General features: G+C 69.4%; 11 protein-coding genes. 10 read left to right on the top strand and 1 reads right to left on the bottom strand.

Annotated features, from left to right (window positions below):
* From VYI76_RS03905 to VYI76_RS03890, 4 genes are all read left to right on the top strand, one after another.
* Entirely contained in the window at positions 1-1,176 is a 1,176-nt protein-coding gene (locus VYI76_RS03905) for a PAAR domain-containing protein (protein ID WP_326523466.1), read from the top strand.
* A 70-nt stretch (positions 1,177-1,246) separates the two neighbouring features.
* Positions 1,247-1,960, top strand: a complete 714-nt coding sequence (locus tag VYI76_RS03900; protein ID WP_326523465.1) for an ankyrin repeat domain-containing protein — start codon at positions 1,247-1,249, stop codon at positions 1,958-1,960.
* Entirely contained in the window at positions 1,957-2,817 is an 861-nt protein-coding gene (locus VYI76_RS03895; RefSeq protein ID WP_326523464.1) for a CPBP family intramembrane glutamic endopeptidase, read from the top strand. Before VYI76_RS03900 ends, VYI76_RS03895 begins: the two co-directional genes overlap by 4 nt.
* A gap of 8 nt (positions 2,818-2,825) precedes the next feature.
* Positions 2,826-3,134 (top strand): hypothetical protein, encoded by a 309-nt coding sequence (locus VYI76_RS03890; protein WP_326523463.1) that lies wholly within the window; start codon positions 2,826-2,828, stop codon positions 3,132-3,134.
* Between the two features lie 11 nt (positions 3,135-3,145).
* Here the strand turns inward: VYI76_RS03890 and VYI76_RS03885 are convergent, their stop codons facing one another.
* The gene (locus tag VYI76_RS03885) at positions 3,146-4,591 is read right to left on the bottom strand and encodes a M23 family metallopeptidase (RefSeq protein WP_326523462.1); all 1,446 of its coding nucleotides are present in this window, start codon (positions 4,589-4,591) and stop codon (positions 3,146-3,148) included.
* A gap of 128 nt (positions 4,592-4,719) precedes the next feature.
* On the opposite strand from VYI76_RS03885, the gene tssK reads away from it, so the two are divergent.
* Genes tssK through VYI76_RS03855 form a run of 6 tightly spaced genes read left to right on the top strand, consistent with a single transcriptional unit; the run spans position 4,720 to position 14,559 of the window.
* Positions 4,720-6,060: a type VI secretion system baseplate subunit TssK gene (tssK, locus tag VYI76_RS03880; protein WP_326523461.1), complete on the top strand. Its 1,341-nt coding sequence runs from the start codon at positions 4,720-4,722 to the stop codon at positions 6,058-6,060.
* Complete coding sequence (gene icmH / locus VYI76_RS03875; protein WP_326523460.1) at positions 6,036-7,574, top strand: type IVB secretion system protein IcmH/DotU; 1,539 nt, start codon at positions 6,036-6,038, stop codon at positions 7,572-7,574. Before tssK ends, icmH begins: the two co-directional genes overlap by 25 nt.
* A 13-nt stretch (positions 7,575-7,587) precedes the next feature.
* Positions 7,588-11,082 (top strand): type VI secretion system membrane subunit TssM, encoded by a 3,495-nt coding sequence (gene tssM / locus VYI76_RS03870; protein WP_326523459.1) that lies wholly within the window; start codon positions 7,588-7,590, stop codon positions 11,080-11,082.
* Positions 11,079-11,603 carry a type VI secretion system-associated protein TagF gene (gene tagF / locus VYI76_RS03865; RefSeq protein ID WP_326523458.1) on the top strand — a complete coding sequence of 175 codons (525 nt, stop codon included), beginning with the start codon at positions 11,079-11,081 and terminating at the stop codon, positions 11,601-11,603. The genes tssM and tagF overlap by 4 nt, the downstream gene beginning before the upstream one ends.
* A complete protein-coding gene (locus VYI76_RS03860; RefSeq protein WP_326523457.1) occupies positions 11,600-12,367 on the top strand; it encodes a PP2C family protein-serine/threonine phosphatase in 768 nt (255 codons plus the stop codon). The genes tagF and VYI76_RS03860 overlap by 4 nt, the downstream gene beginning before the upstream one ends.
* Positions 12,364-14,559 (top strand): serine/threonine-protein kinase, encoded by a 2,196-nt coding sequence (locus VYI76_RS03855; RefSeq protein ID WP_326523456.1) that lies wholly within the window; start codon positions 12,364-12,366, stop codon positions 14,557-14,559. The genes VYI76_RS03860 and VYI76_RS03855 overlap by 4 nt, the downstream gene beginning before the upstream one ends.
* The last annotated feature ends 138 nt before the right edge of the window (positions 14,560-14,697 follow it).

Here is a 14,697-nt window from a genome sequence, read left to right as displayed (position 1 = left end):
ATGAACCTGCCCGCCGCGCGCATGACCGATATGCACGTCTGCCCGCTGGTCAACGGGCTGGTGCCGCATGTCGGCGGGCCGATCCTGCCGGCTTGCGCGCCGACCGTGCTGACGGGCAGCCTGCCGCAGGCGCGGGTGGGCGACATGTGCACCTGCGTCGGCCCGCCGGACTCGATCGCGATGGGATCGTTCAACGTCATCGTATCGGGATCGATGGCGGCGCGGATGACCGATCCGACCGTTCATGGCGGGATGATCGTGCTCGGGTGCTTCACCGTCCTGATCGGCACCAATGGCGGCGGGGGCGGCGGCGGCGGCGGGGCCGGCGGCGGGATGTGCGCCATCCCGGAGAATGCCGCGCTGTGCGCGGAACTCGCCCAGGCCCACGACAATGCGCTGCTGGCCCAGCATACCTATGGCGAGGACCCGACGCTGCCGCCGGGCTATCGCCACGTCGATCCCAACACGCCCGAAGGACGCGCCGAACTCGACCGCCTGGGCCTGACGCCCGAAATGCTGACGCCTCCGGCATCGGAAGAATCGAACTTCCACGCCCGCGTCTATCGGCGCGAACATCCCCCCGGCTACACGATTGCGTACCGGGGCACGCAGATGACGGAGATGGCGGACTGGCAGTCGAATGCCCAGCAGGGCGTCGGCATGCGCAGCGACCATTACGACCGGGCACTCGCGGTCGGCGGTCTTGCTGCCGCCAGCGGCGAGGACGTCAGCTTCACCGGCCACTCGCTGGGCGGCGGCATGGCCTCGGCGGCGGCGGTCAGCACCGGGCGTCCGGCAACGACTTACAATTCAGCCGGCCTCAGCCAGGCGACGGTCGGCGGATACGACGAGAATTCCGCGCCGGTCGAGGCCTATTACACCCCGCGCGATCCGTTGTCGGGCGTACAGGACAATCGCGACGGCGTGATCGCGGGCGTCATCGGAGTAGCCGGGGCGATCAACCCCTTCCTCGGGGCGGGCGCAGGAGGCTATATCCTCGGCCGCGAGATGGGCGACAGCCCGATCCTGCCGCAGGCGTATGGCAATCGGCGCGAACTGCCGGAGACGGAGGGGTTCTGGGATCGGCACAACCCGCTCAACATCGTCGAGCCGCACAGCATGAAATCGGTGTTGAAGGCGATTGAACAGCAGCAGCGCGATGCGGGCTGTATATAGGGCGGCGCGTGCCCTCGGCGTGGCTGCGGTACTGGTGCTCGCGGCATGTCAGGGCGGAAAGACGGACAGGATGGCAAACGAACGGATCGAAGTGTTCCAGTCCGCGCCCGAGCGCGCCTTCATCCAGGCGGTGGTCGACAAGCGCGTGGCCGATGCGATGCGGCTGGCGTCGCCGCTGCCGCATGGTGTCAACACCGTGTCGCCTTCGGGCGAGACCGCGCTGCTCTATGCGGTGCAGGCGAATGACGTTCCGATGGTCGAGGCGTTGCTGGCCGCGGGTGCCGACCCCAATGGCGGGCCGGACCGCGCGCCGCTCCATCCCGCCACGCGCGACCCGTCGGGACGACTGCTGACGATCCTGCTGCGCGCGGGCGCCGATCCGTCGCGGACCTACAATACCGAAACGCCGCTGTGGGAAGCCGCGCTGATCGACGAGCGCGGCAATGCCGCCAAGCTGATCGCCGCCAAGGCGCCGCTCGACAAGGGTAACGGCAACAACCTGTCGCCCGCGATGATTGCGGCGTCGGCAGGCCACTGGATCATGGCGACGCAATTGATCGAGGCCGGGGCGTCCCCGTGGCACACCCCGGCGAACGGCCAGACGCTGGCCAACCTCGCCGCGTTCGATCGCCTGCGCCCGGATACCGAGGAAGGCCAGGCGCGTGATCGCGTCATCGAGAAATTCCGCGGCTTCGGCTATCCTTGGCCGCCGCCCAAGCCACCGGAGGTTCGTGCGCTGATCGCCGCCGGACGCTGGCCGCCCCCGGCGGGACAGCCGCATTGACACTCGGTCCGCGCGGCGTCGCGGCCGCGACCCTGATCGCCGTCGTCGCCATCTGCGGCGTCGCGGTCGCGATCGGGCCGATGGCGGCGCAGGCGCTGATCGGTGAGAATTCCACCGCGTCGATGCCGGCGATGGAGACGGTCTTCACGCTGGTGATCTTCCTGCCGCTTGTCCTCGCCGGGATCGGCGGCGGCGCGCTGGCCGGGGCCAACGCGGTGCGGCCGGGCGAGCATCCGCTCGCACTCGCGCTGATCGGCGGACTGTTGGGCCTCGCGGGGGTGATCGTCGCGGTGGTCTCCGCCAGCGTGGCGGGCGTGCTGACCGAGGGCGCTGCGCCCCAAGCAACGGCATTTCTGTTGTTGTGGGGGGCGGGTGTCGTCCTGATCCAGACCGGCGCGGAGGAAGTCCTGTTCCGCGGCTGGCTCCAGCCGGTCCTCGAACGCGCCTGGGGCACGGCGCTGGCGATCGGCATCACCGCGCTCGCCTTCGCCGGGCTGCACGTGATGGGTGGGGCGCGTAGCCCCGTCACCCTCGTGAACCTGTTCCTGGGCGGCGTGATGTTCGGCCTGCTCGCCGCGCATGGCCGCGGTATCGCCGGCGCTCTCGCCGCGCATTTCGCGTGGAACGGGGCGGAGCAGCTCGTCCTCGGGCTAGATCCCAATCCCGGCATCGGCAGCTTCGGCGCGCTGCTCGATCTGGAAATGGGCGGCGCGCAGGTGTGGGGTGGATCGGACGAAGGCCTCAACGCCAGCCTGGCGATGACGGTCGCGCTGGTCCTGATCGTCATTCCGCTCGCGCTGGTGGTGCGCCACCGGACGCAGGCGAAGGCGAAACCGAAGCGGCTGACGATCGATTGAGCGGTCCGGTGGAAACGCACCGGCCCGGTCTGGCCGCAGTGTGCATCGTCCTGGCGGCGATCGATGCGGCGGGCGCTCTCGTCCTCGCGTCGTTTCTTGTCGAGATGCTGCGATATGACGGCGTGATGATACCGGAAACGCCGGTGCTCGTGGCGATGCTGGCGGCGGCGTTGCTGGCCGTCTGGCTCGCGTTATTGGCGTATCGACGCGGTCACCTGGGTCGCGCGATAACCTGGCTCGCCCTGCCGGCCGTACCGACGCTGTTGGCGGGCGGTTTCTGGCTGTATCTCGAGGCAAATCCGATCCGCTGGAACTAGCGGGCCTCTCTTCAACTCGCCTGTTCCGCCCGGCTCTTGTCGATCCGGTCGCGCTCCTTCCGGAACGCCTCCAGCCCGCCGCCGGTCAGCGACACGCCGCTGCCGGTGTCGATGCTCATCGGATCGACCTTCTCGCCGTCGATGTGCACTTCGTAATGGAGGTGTGGGCCGGTGGTGCAGGTGCCGGTATTGCCGACGTCGCCGATCGTCTGCCCCTGCGTCACGCGAGCGCCCGCGACGATGCCGTCGGCGTAGCGCGAGAGGTGGAAGTATCGCGTTTCCCACCCGTTGTCGTGGCGCAGGATCGCCATGTTGCCCGCACACGCGCTGGGCGAGGCGCTGACGACCACGCCGCCTGCCGCTGCATAGACCGGGGTGCCGACGGGCGCTGCAAAATCGGTGCCGCCGTGCAGGCGGGTATAATGGAGTACCGGGTGAAAGCGCGGCCCGAAGTTGGACGTGATCCGCGCGCCGCTGATCGGGGTGCGCATCAGCGCGCGCACGGTGCTGCGCCCGTTGGCGTCGAACCAGCCCGGCTCGCTCTCACCGGGAGCGAGAAAGCGGTAGAGCGCGCGTGACTTCGCCTGCGTCGTCATCGACACATAGAGTAGTTTCGGCTTGCCGACGCTCTGGCCGGCGGGGTTCACCTTGCGCTCGAACGCCGCCTCGAAGATGTCGCCGGCGGCGATGTCGGTCGCGAAGTTGAAGTCGTAGCTGAACGCGTCGGCGAACAGGTCGATCAGCGAATCATCGACGCCCGCCGCGACCGCCGAGGAATAGAAGCTGTCGCCGTCCATCTCGCCGCGCACCACCTCGACCCGGCTGGTCAGCTTGGCGTCGAGCTTCTCGGCGGAAAAGCCGCTGTCGGACGCGGTCAGGATAACGCCCGCGCCGTCCGCGCGCGTCGCCTCCAGCCGGGTGAGGCTGGTTGCCGCACCGGTGCCGACCAGGTCGAACTCCAGGCGTATCTCGCCCGCCGCCGTGCCGATTGTCGCCAGCGCCGCCTTTGCCGCCTGGGCGGCGGCCGCGGCGGGTACGCCCGAGGCGCTCAGAGTCGAGGCGATCTCCTGCGGCGCGGCGACCATCAGCGTACGGCGGCTGGCCTGCCGGGCGGGCGCTTCGCCCTTCTCCGCCGGGGCGGGGGCTGTCGCGGCGGGAACGCTTTCCGGCGCATCCTTGCCGCGTTCGACAAGTGCATAGCCGCCGCCCGCCGCCGCCAGCAGCGCGATGCCGGCGATGATCGCCACTTTCCGGCGGTTGCCTGCGGGTGGGGCGGAAGTTTCGTCAGAGGGCAACGTTTCGTCCGGCCCGGCGCTCCACGCACGCGGATCGAACGACGTCGTGTCCGCCTGGGCCGGCTTGGCCGGTTGCTGGGGAGTGTCGGGCGCGGCTTTCGACTCGCCCGCCCCCCAGGTGCGCGGGTCGAACGATGTGTCTTCCCGTTCGGGACCGCTCATGCCCGTGCCCCCAAAGTCGCGCGCAAGAAGATCGCGCCGCAAATATTGTCCCCGCCGCAGAAATAACCCGGCTTTATGCAAACGGGAAGCTGTGCTTAAACAAGCGCGGGCGAAAAGGGGCGGTTTGCATGGCGGGCAAGAACCGGGTTGCGTGGCGAGAGGGCATGTTCCTGCGCCCGCAACATTTTCAGGCGCAGGACCGATTCATCGACGCCCAGCTTCGCGCCCGAGTCGATGGCGTCCGGCCCTGGCCCTGGGGCTTCACCGAACTGGTCATCGACGAGGATCTGGCCTCGCTCGGCAAGTTCGGCGTTACCCGCGCGGCCGGGGTGATGCCCGACGGCACGCCTTTCTCGATCCCCGATGAACTTCCGCCGCCGGAGCCGCTCGACGTGCCCGCCGACGCGCGCGATGCGGTCGTCTCGCTGACACTGCCGGCGCAACAGGTGGGCGCGGTCGAGTTCAAGGAAGCTGGCGAACGCGCTTGGGAAGCGCGGTTCCTGGTCGATGAGGGCGAGGTCGCCGACGCCTTTTCCGACGATCGCACGACCGAACCGATCGATTTCGGCCGTCCCAACCTGCGCTTCGGCGTGACCCGCGACCAGACCTATGGCCGTGTGACACTGGGCATCGCGCGCGTGCGCGAGGTCGCCAACAAGCGGCTGATGTTCGACGATCGCTATATCCCCCCGACGCTCGACAAGGATGCGGCACTCCGCCTGAAGGGCGCCGTCACCGACATATTGGGTCGCGCCGAACAGCGGGCCGAGGAACTGGCGATCCGCGCGGTCGAGGCGACCGACGGTGGCGCGGAGACCTTCGCCAGCTTCCTGCTGCTCCAGGCGCTCAACAAATGGTCGCCGATCCTCGCGCACCTCGAAAAGCTGCCGATGGTGCATCCCGAGCGGTTGTACGAGAATTTGATCGCGCTGACGGGTGAGCTCGCCACGCTGGTTCGTCCCGATCGCAAGCCGCCGCCGATCCCGCTGTACAACCACGAGGATCCGCAGACCTGCTTCGATCCGATCATCGACGCCATCCAGTCGATGCTGTCGGCGGTGTTCGAACGCTCCGCGCTGCAGATGCCGCTCGAGAACGCCGGGCCGGGTGCCTATGTGTCGAAGATCACCGATCATTCGCTGTACCAGACCGGTTATTTCTACCTGGCGGTCGCCGCCGCCTCGCCGGTCGAGGAAATCCGCGGGCTGTTTCCCGCCGTCGCCAAGATCGGGCCGGTGCAGAAGATGCGCCAGATCGTCGATTCGGCGCTGCCCGGCGTGCCGTTGCGCCATACGCCGACCCCGCCGCCGCAGCTGCGCGTGCTACCCGGCTATGTCTATTTCGAGCTCGATCGCGGCGTGCCCGACTGGCGCGAATTCGCGACCGCGCCCGCGCTCGGCCTGCACGTGGCCGGCGACTGGCCGCAGCTCAAGATGGAACTCTGGTGCGTGAAGAGGTCTTCGCGATGAGCAACGACGGCAACGGACCCGGCGGCAACAAGACGGTATTCCGCCCGTCGCCGTTGCAGGGCCTTCGCCAGGGGCAGGGCGGCGCGCAGCCCCCCGCACCTCCGGCGCAGCAGGGATGGGGCAACGGCCCGCCGCCCGCGCCGCCGCAGCAGCCGGCATGGGGCGGGGGCGGCTATGCTCCTCCGCCGCCGCCCGCCTATGCCCCGCCGACCGCGCCGATCCCGGAAACCTCGGGCTATGACGCGCTGCCGACGATGTCGCGGACCGGTCACGCGCCGGCCGCCGCCGGGCTCGCCCCGTCGCGGCTGGCCGACGACGACGTGCCGCTGCCCGCCACGCCGCGGCAGGTGCGCAACATCATGCTGTCGGAAGCCGCGCCCGCGCTGGCGCTCGCCGCCGGCATCCGCTCGGGCCGCGTGCGCACCTCGATGCCGCAGTTCCACCGCGAGGCCGTGGCGGCGATCGCCAATTTCGACCGCGCCGTCGCCCCGCATTATTCCGAGGAGGTCCGCCAGCGCGCCAAATACGCGCTGTGCGCGACGATCGACGACATAGCGCAGAACCTGCCCGGCCTGGGCACCGATGGCGCCGAATGGGCGCGCCGCGCGCTGGTCGTCCATTTCTTCCAGGAGAATATCGGCGGCGATCGCTACTGGCAGCTGGTCGACGACATGCTGCGCAACCCGAACGACAATCTCGACCTGATCGAGCTGTTCCACGCCTGTCTCGCCGCCGGGTTCGAGGGGCGTTTCCGCGTGATGCCCGACGGCCGGCGCCGGCTGCACGAGATCATGGCGCGGCTGCACGGCGCGCTCACGCATGTGCGCTCGCTGTCGATGGTCGAGCTGTCGCCGATGTGGAAGGGCGAGCAGGCGCCGGCCGGCAAGGTCGGTTTCTGGAGCATCATCGCACTCGCCGCGGCGGGGGCGCTGGCGTTCCTCGTGCTCGTCTACATCCTGCTGCGCGTCATCCTGGGATCGACCGGCGATGCGCCATGGGATCGCGTGTCCGGCCTGATGCCGGGCGACAAGCTAAGCATGTCCCGCGCCTCCGCGCCGGTGCCGGTCGCCGCCGCCCCCCAGGCCGCCAAGCTGAAGAAGTTCCTCGAACCCGAAATCCAGCAGGGCCTGGTGACGGTCGAGGAAGATGCCCAGACGGTGCGCGTCCGCACGACCGTGGGCCAGCTGTTCCAGTCCGGCTCCGATCAGCTCGACGACGGGCGGCGCCCGCTGTTCGACCGGATCGGCGCGGCGATCGAGAGCGAGCCCGGCACGGTCACTGTCGAAGGGCATACCGATTCCGACAGGATTTCCAGCGTCGCCTTCCCCGACAACATGGCCCTGTCGGAGGCGCGCGCGAAAACCGTCGCCGACATCCTCAAGGCCAGGCTGAGCGACGGTAACCGCGTCGTGTCGAAGGGCTTCGGCGACGGGGTCGCGATCGGCGACAACAAGACGTCCGACGGCAAGTCGAAGAACCGCCGCGTCGAAGTCGTCGTGCCCAGGCAGTATTGAGGGGTTTTCGAACGTGAAGAACTTCTTCAAGAGCTGGTGGACGATCACCATCCTGTGCGCGGTGCTGCTCGCGCTGGTGATGGCGTTGCTGCTGCCGCTGTTCGTCGGTTTCCTTCGGCCGCTGTGGGTCCGCATCACCTGCGTCCTGGTGATCGCCGCCATCTGGGGGCTGTTCGCATTCCTGCGCGTGCGCAAGCGGCGCAAGGCGGCCGAGGCGCTTGCCGCCGAACTTGCCGCGCCCAATGCGGCGGACGAGGAAGGCAAGGCCTTGGCCGGCCGCATGGCGGAGGCGCTGACGGGGCTGAAGACCGCGGCGGGCGGCAAGCGCGACTATCTCTACACCCGCCCTTGGTACATGATCATCGGCCCGCCCGGCGCCGGCAAGACGACCGCGCTGCTCAATTCGGGCCTGCGCTTCCCGTTCAGCGAACAGGCGGTGAAGGGCGTCGGCGGCACCCGCAACCTTGACTTCTGGTTCGCCGACGAAGCGGTGATGGTCGATACCGCCGGCCGCTACACCACCCAAGATTCGGACTATCAGGTCGATTCCAAGGGCTGGACCAGCTTCCTCTCGCTGCTCAAGAAGCACCGCAACCTCCAGCCGATCAACGGCGTGATCGTCGCGATCGGCGTCGATGAACTGATCCGCAGCGACTGCGCCCAGATCGATGCGCATGCCAAGGCTGTGCGCCGCCGCCTGGTCGAACTGCGCAAGACGTTGGAGGTCGCCGCTCCCGTCTATGTCATGCTGACGAAGGCCGATCTGCTCGCCGGCCTGACCGAATATTATGACGATCTGGACGTCGAGGGCCGCCGCGCGGTGCTCGGTGCGACCATCCCCTTCGCCGAAGGCAAACCGACCGCGGAGATGCTGGCGAAGGCGTTCGACGGCATGGCCCAATCGCTCGCCGATCGCCAGGCCAAGCGGCTGTTCGAGGAAGTCGATCCGGCGCGCCGCGCGCTGCTGCTCGGCTTCCCGGCGCAGCTGGGGTCGCTGCGCACGCGGCTGATGCGCTTCCTCGACGGGGCCTTTGTGTCGGGTGACGAGCCGTCGGGGCGCTTGCGCGGTTTCTACCTGACGTCGGGTGTGCAGGAAGGCGCGCCGCTCGATCGCATCCTGTCGGGCATGGCCGACGTGTTCGACCGGCCCGCCACGGCGTCGTCGGGGGCGGGGGGATCGGGCCGCGCCTATTTCCTCAACCGCCTGCTGACCGAGGTGATGTTCCCCGAAGCCGGCCTCGTCACGCTAGATCCCAAGGCGCGGGCGCGTCAGCGGACGCAACTGGTAGGCGCGCTCGCGGCGCTCGCCGCCGTCGTGCTGGTCACGATCAGCGCCTGGGGTGTCAGCTTCGCGCGCAACCGCGCGTTCCAGAACGATCTGCTGGCGAAGTCGAACGACGCGTCGAACCTGATGCGCGACGCTGGCGTCGATCTGAAGCAGGTGCGTGACGGCGATGCCGATCTGCGCGCGACCCTGCCCGCGCTCAACGCGCTGCGCGGGCTGCCGCGCGGCTATGCCGATCGCCAGAACGGCGGGCCGCCACTCACCATGACGTTTGGCCTTTACCAGACCGGGCTCAGCCGCCAGGCCGAGGAAACCTATCGCGACGGACTGCGCCGCGTCCTGCTGCCGCGTCTGCTGCTGCGGCTCGAGCAATATATGCAGAGCGCGGCGAACGATCCGATGCGGGTCTACGAACCGCTGAAAGTCTATCTGATGCTCGGCGGCGCGGGGCCGATGGACAAGGGCTCGGTCAAGGCGTGGGTGACCGGCGACTGGGCGACCGAAGTGATGCCCGGCGCCGACAGCCAGGCCGAGCGCAACCAGCTCGCCGGCCACCTAAACGCCCTGCTCGACGACGAGAATCTCGCCGCCGCCTGGCCCGATCGCAAGGCGCCGCTCGACGGACAGCTGGTCGCCACCGCGCGGGCCGCGATCGGCACGCTCAGCCTCGCCGACCGTGCCTATGCGGTGATGAAGCAGCGCGCGGCGAGCAAGGGCGCGCCGTGGGAAGTCGCCAATGTCCTGTCGCAGGGCGATGCGCTGGCGTTCGCCGCGCCGGACCGGGCCATCGCCGCGCGCATCCCCTATTTCTTCACCCGCGACGGGTATGAGAAGACATACATCCCCGGTCTCGCGACGGTACAGGCCGATCTCAAGAAGGACCTGTGGGTGCTCGGCGGCGACGGCGAGACCGCCGGCGTGCAGGAGGAGATGAGCAACGTCCGCCCCGGCGTCGCCGGTCTCTATGCCAAGGATTATATCGCCGCGTGGGAGGGTATGCTGAAGCTGCTCCAGCCGGGCGATTTCTTCCGCGACGCGGCGGCGTTCGGCGCCTTCACCAAGAGCCCGTCGCCACTGAAGCGCGTGCTGGTCGAACTGCGACGCAACACGATCTTCGCCGGCGGCAGTTCCGCGGTGGCCCGTCGCGCGATCACCGCGCGGATGCAGCGCTCCACGATTGGCTCCTACGCCGGCACCGCGATGGAGGATCGTGCGCAGGCGATTGACGCAGGCGCGCAGATCACCGCCTATTTCGAGGGACTCCACGAATATAGCGGTGACGGCAAGGGCAGCGCGCCGATCGACGAGTTCGTCGCGGCGGTGAAACAGGCCGGGCAGGCGGTAATCGCCGCCAAGTCGGTCGGCGGCGGGGGTGGCGCCGATGCCACGGGCGCCGCGATGGCCCAGGCCAACGCGTCGGTCGCGGCGGCAGCCGCCGGCGCGCCGCCGCAGCTTCAGGAGTTCGTCAACCAGGCGGCGAAGGGCGGTGCCTCGGCCCAGACCAGCGCGGCGCAGGGCGCGGTATCCGACGCCTATGCCCAAAGCGTCCTGCCAGCGTGCAAGGAGGTCGCGCAGGAGCACTACCCTTTTTTCGGAGGGGCGAAGCAGGATGCCTCGACAGTTGAAATCCTGCGCGTCTTCGGCATGGGCGGCACGCTCGACGGCTTCGTCGACCAGCGGCTGAAGCCGCTGATCGAAACCGCCGGTCCGGTATGGCGCTGGCGCAGCGACGATCCGATCACCGCGACGCTCGATCCGCAGGCGCCCGAGGAATTCGCCAAGGCCGCGCAGATCCGTGACCTGCTGGTCGGTGGGCTGCCGCTCAAGATCAACGTCGCGTCGTTCGGGGCCGACGTCGGCCTGGTAGAATTCTCGGCGAGCGGCGCGACCTATCGCTTCGATCGCGGCACCAACACCGCGCGACCGGTGCTGTGGTCGGCGTCCGGCGGCCTGCCCGAAGCGTCGGTGGTGCTGTATCGCGCGCCCGCCGCGGGTGCCGCGCCCGGAGCGGGCGACGAACTGCGCCGGATCGAGACGGAAGGTGCCTGGGCGCTGTTCCGCCTGATCGACCAGGCGCAGAAGGAGAATGCCGGCGAGCGCGCGATCAAGGCGACCTTCGGTGACGGCGCGCGCGCGGTGACCCTCATGATCCAGCTGCCCGGCGACAAGAACCCGTTCAGCCGCGGCGGCCTGTGGTCGTTCCGCTGCCCGGCGCAACTGTGAGCGCGGCGGTGTTCGGCAAGCTTCCCGCCCATGGCGATTTCGTCAGCCGGGGGCTGGTGGCGGGCGAGCGCGACGCGATCGATGGCTGGTTGTCAGATTCGCTTTCGGCCGCGCGGGACGCGCTGGGAACGTCGTTTGACCAGCTGTGGGGTTCGGCACCGCCGTGGCGCTTCGGCCAGGTTCGCGACGGGCAGGGGACGGCGGCGGCGATCGCCGCCTCCGTGGATGGCGCGGGACGGGTCTATCCGATCCTGGTCCGCCGCGCCGGCCTGGCGTCCGATCAGGTGGCGTCGGCGGCCGAAGCGTGCGAGGCTCTGTTGTTCGATGCGCTTGCCGGCGGCTGGAGCGCCGACGTGCTGGCCGATGCGGTCGGCGCGATCGTGCCCGATGCCGGCGATGCGTGGCGGGGCGGCGCCCTGTGGTGGACCGAGGGTGGCGAGGATTTCGCGCCCGCGAGTGTGGCCGGCGAGCGACCGGCCGGGTTGATGCGAAAGGTGCTGAGCGTGGACGTGACCTCATGAGCCCAGGCCCCAAGATCGAGGCGACCGCCCGCTCGCACGAAGGGCGCGTGCGCACCAACAACGAGGATGCGTTCTGCGACCGCACCGGCGACGGCCTGTGGGCCGTGGCGGACGGCATGGGCGGCCATGAATTCGGCGAGCGCGCCTCCGCCGCCATTGTGGAGGCGCTGTCCGCGGCGGTGCTTCCCGAGGATCTCCACGCCGCCTGCGAGGAAGTGTCGCAGGCGATCCACCGCGCCAACGCGACGATCTGGTCCGAATGCCAGGCATCGGGCGTGCAGAGTGGATCGACGGTCGTCAGCCTGCTGATCCGTGGCACCCAGTTCGCGGTGCTGTGGGTGGGCGACAGCCGCGCCTATCTGTTGCGCGACGGCGCGCTCTATCTGCTCAGCCGCGATCACACGCAGGTGCAGGAAATGGTCGATCGCGGCCTGCTGACCGAGGCCGAGGCGGAAGGCCATCCGATGAGCCACGTGCTCGCCCGCGCGGTCGGCGTCCGCGATTATCTGGAGATCGAGGCGATCGTCGACGAGATCGCGCCCGGCGACATCTTCCTGCTGTGCAGCGACGGGCTGTCGGGCGTGCTCAACGATCACGAGATCGCCGCCCAGCTGCGCCTGGCCGACAGCCACGAGAGCGTCGAACGACTGATCGCCAAGACGCTCGAGCGTGGCGCACCCGACAATGTGACGACGATCGTCGTCGCCACCCGCGAGCCGACTTTGGTGCCGCTCGCCCCGCTCAGCCAGACGGTGTACCCATGAGTTCCGACGAGACGCCGACGCCCACGCCGGAAGTGACCAGGCCGCCGGCCGCCGACACGCCGTCCGAAACGCCGCCGGAAGCGACCGCGCCTCCTCCCGCATCGCCTGAGCCGTCCGCCTGGGATGCGTCGGAAGGGGAGGACGCTGCCGCGCCGTCCCCGCCCGAACCGGCGTCGGGTTGGGATGCGCCGGCCCCGGAAACGCCGGCCCACGACACGCCACCGGCCGAACCGCAGGGCTGGGATGCGCCCCCTGAGGAAACCCCTGCACCGCCGCCGCCGCCACCGCCGCCGCCGCCGTCCGAAGAAGCGACGATCTTCATGCCGATGGCGGACATCCCGCCACCGCAGCCACCGCTCCCGGTCGAGCGCCCCGCCGAAGAGCGTACCGCCCCGCCGGTTGCCGCCGCGCCGCCGGCACCGCCACCGCCCCGTGAGAATACCGAGGCGCCGCGTTTCCAGACCGCCTTCGCCCCGCGCGCCGACGGCCAGGGTATCCAGGTCGGCGACATCCTCAACCACATCTTCGAGGTGAAGCGTTTCATTGCCCGCGGCGGGATGGGCGAGGTGTTCGAGGGCGTGAACGTCAATTCGGACGAGCGCGTCGCGATCAAGGTGATGCTGCCCGCGCTGGCCGCCGATCCCAACGTCATCGCGATGTTCCGCAAGGAGGCCCGCACGCTGACGCGCCTCCAGCACGAGGCGCTGGTCAACTACCGCGTGCTCGCGCAGGAACCGCAGCTCGGCGTGCTGTACATCGTCACCGAATATGTCGACGGCACCAACCTGGCCGACGTGCTGGGCGCGCTGGAGGTCACGCCGCAGCAGTTGACCGCGCTGCTCCGCCGCCTTGCCAGCGGCCTGCGCGCCGCGCACCAGCTTGGCGCCGTCCATCGCGACATGTCGCCCGACAACGTCCTCCTCGGCGACGGCAAGATCGAAAAGGCGAAGGTCATCGACTTCGGCATCGCCAAGGAACTCGATCCCGGCACCGCGACGATCGTCGGCGACGGCTTCGCCGGCAAGCTGAACTATGTCGCGCCGGAACAGCTCGGCGATTTCGGGCGCGAGATCGGGCCGTGGACCGACGTCTACAGCCTGGGGCTCGTCATCCTGGCGGTCGCGGGTGGCAAGAACGTGTCGATGGGCGGATCGCTGGTCGACGCGGTCGACAAGCGGCGCGCGGGGCCGGACCTGTCGGCCGCGCCCGACGAACTGAAGCCGGTGCTCGAACAGATGCTGCGCGCCAATCCGGCGGACCGCCTGCGCTCGATGGACGAGGTGCTCGACGCGCTGACCGCGATGTCCGGCTCGCCTCGATCAGTGGCGGGCGACGAGCCGGCGCCGAAATCGCGCACCGGCCTGATCGCCGGTGCGGCCGCGGGCGCGCTCGTGCTGGCGACGGCTGGCTGGTATTTCCTCGGCGGCGGCCCGCCCGCGCCGAAGGGGACGGTTGCCGCCGCCGGCAAGGCCGCCGCGAGCGATCCCGCCGCCAGCGCGCGCGCCGCGATCGATTCGGCGTTGCCCTCGGTCGGCTGCACCTGGCTCGACATCACCGCGATCGAACCCGCGGGCAAGAGCATGACGGTGAAGCTCCACGGCGTCGCCGGCAATCCGGCGGCAGCGCAGAACGACATCTCGCGCGCGCTGGCCTCGGCCGGGATCACCGATGCGGCGATCGATTTCGCGGAGGTCGCGCCGATCACGCCCGCCGGCTGCTCGGCGCTCGACACCTATCGCCAGATCCGCGAGCCCAGCGGCACGCGGATGGAAATCCCGCAGCGCAGCTTCCAGCTCAGGACGATGACGGAGGAGAACAGCGCGTTCAAGGGCAAGCTCGCCGCGCGCGCGCCGATCACCATCAACGCCGGCGCCGACGGGGATTTCGCGCTGGTCGGCATCGAACCGTCCGGCATCATCACCCCGATCCTCGCCAGCCGCGAGGATACGCTGGCCAAGGTCAAGGAAGGCTGGCCGATCACCGACATCGGCGGCGGCCGCTTCCGTGTCGATCTCGACATCGATCACGCCGGCTGGTCCGGACTCCTGCTGCTGGTCGGCAAGGCGCCGTTCGGCGACGTCATCGCACCGGGCATCGGCGCGCGCGGCAGCGACTGGCAGAACGGCTTCATGAAGGAAGCCGCGACCAAGGGCTGGCAGGCCGACATGGCGTGGTTCAAGACGGTGGAGTGAGGGGGCGGTTGGGTGTCGCTCGGATACCGAATTGCGATCCCTTTTTGGCTCCGGTAGGAAGTCTGACGTGTCAGGCGAGCCTCGCCCGTTGCGAGCACTTCGCATCAGAGCGATCCGGCGCTTGGTGAATCGTTTTGA

The sequence above is a fragment of the Sphingomonas sp. genome (genome assembly GCF_035910975.1).
Lineage (GTDB): Bacteria > Pseudomonadota > Alphaproteobacteria > Sphingomonadales > Sphingomonadaceae > Sphingomonas.
Note: the sequence above shows the minus strand (reverse complement) of the source record. Positions and strands in the feature narration are given on the sequence as shown.

Excerpts from the sequence above, each read along its gene's own strand:
- VYI76_RS03905 (WP_326523466.1), top strand. The coding sequence starts at position 1 with ATGAACCTGCCCGCCGCGCGCATGACCGATATGCACGTCTGCCCGCTG.
- VYI76_RS03900 (WP_326523465.1), top strand. The coding sequence starts at position 1,247 with ATGGCAAACGAACGGATCGAAGTGTTCCAGTCCGCGCCCGAGCGCGCC.
- VYI76_RS03885 (WP_326523462.1), bottom strand. The coding sequence starts at position 4,591 with ATGAGCGGTCCCGAACGGGAAGACACATCGTTCGACCCGCGCACCTGG.
- tssK (WP_326523461.1), top strand. The coding sequence starts at position 4,720 with ATGGCGGGCAAGAACCGGGTTGCGTGGCGAGAGGGCATGTTCCTGCGC.
- VYI76_RS03860 (WP_326523457.1), top strand. The coding sequence starts at position 11,600 with ATGAGCCCAGGCCCCAAGATCGAGGCGACCGCCCGCTCGCACGAAGGG.
- VYI76_RS03855 (WP_326523456.1), top strand. The coding sequence starts at position 12,364 with ATGAGTTCCGACGAGACGCCGACGCCCACGCCGGAAGTGACCAGGCCG.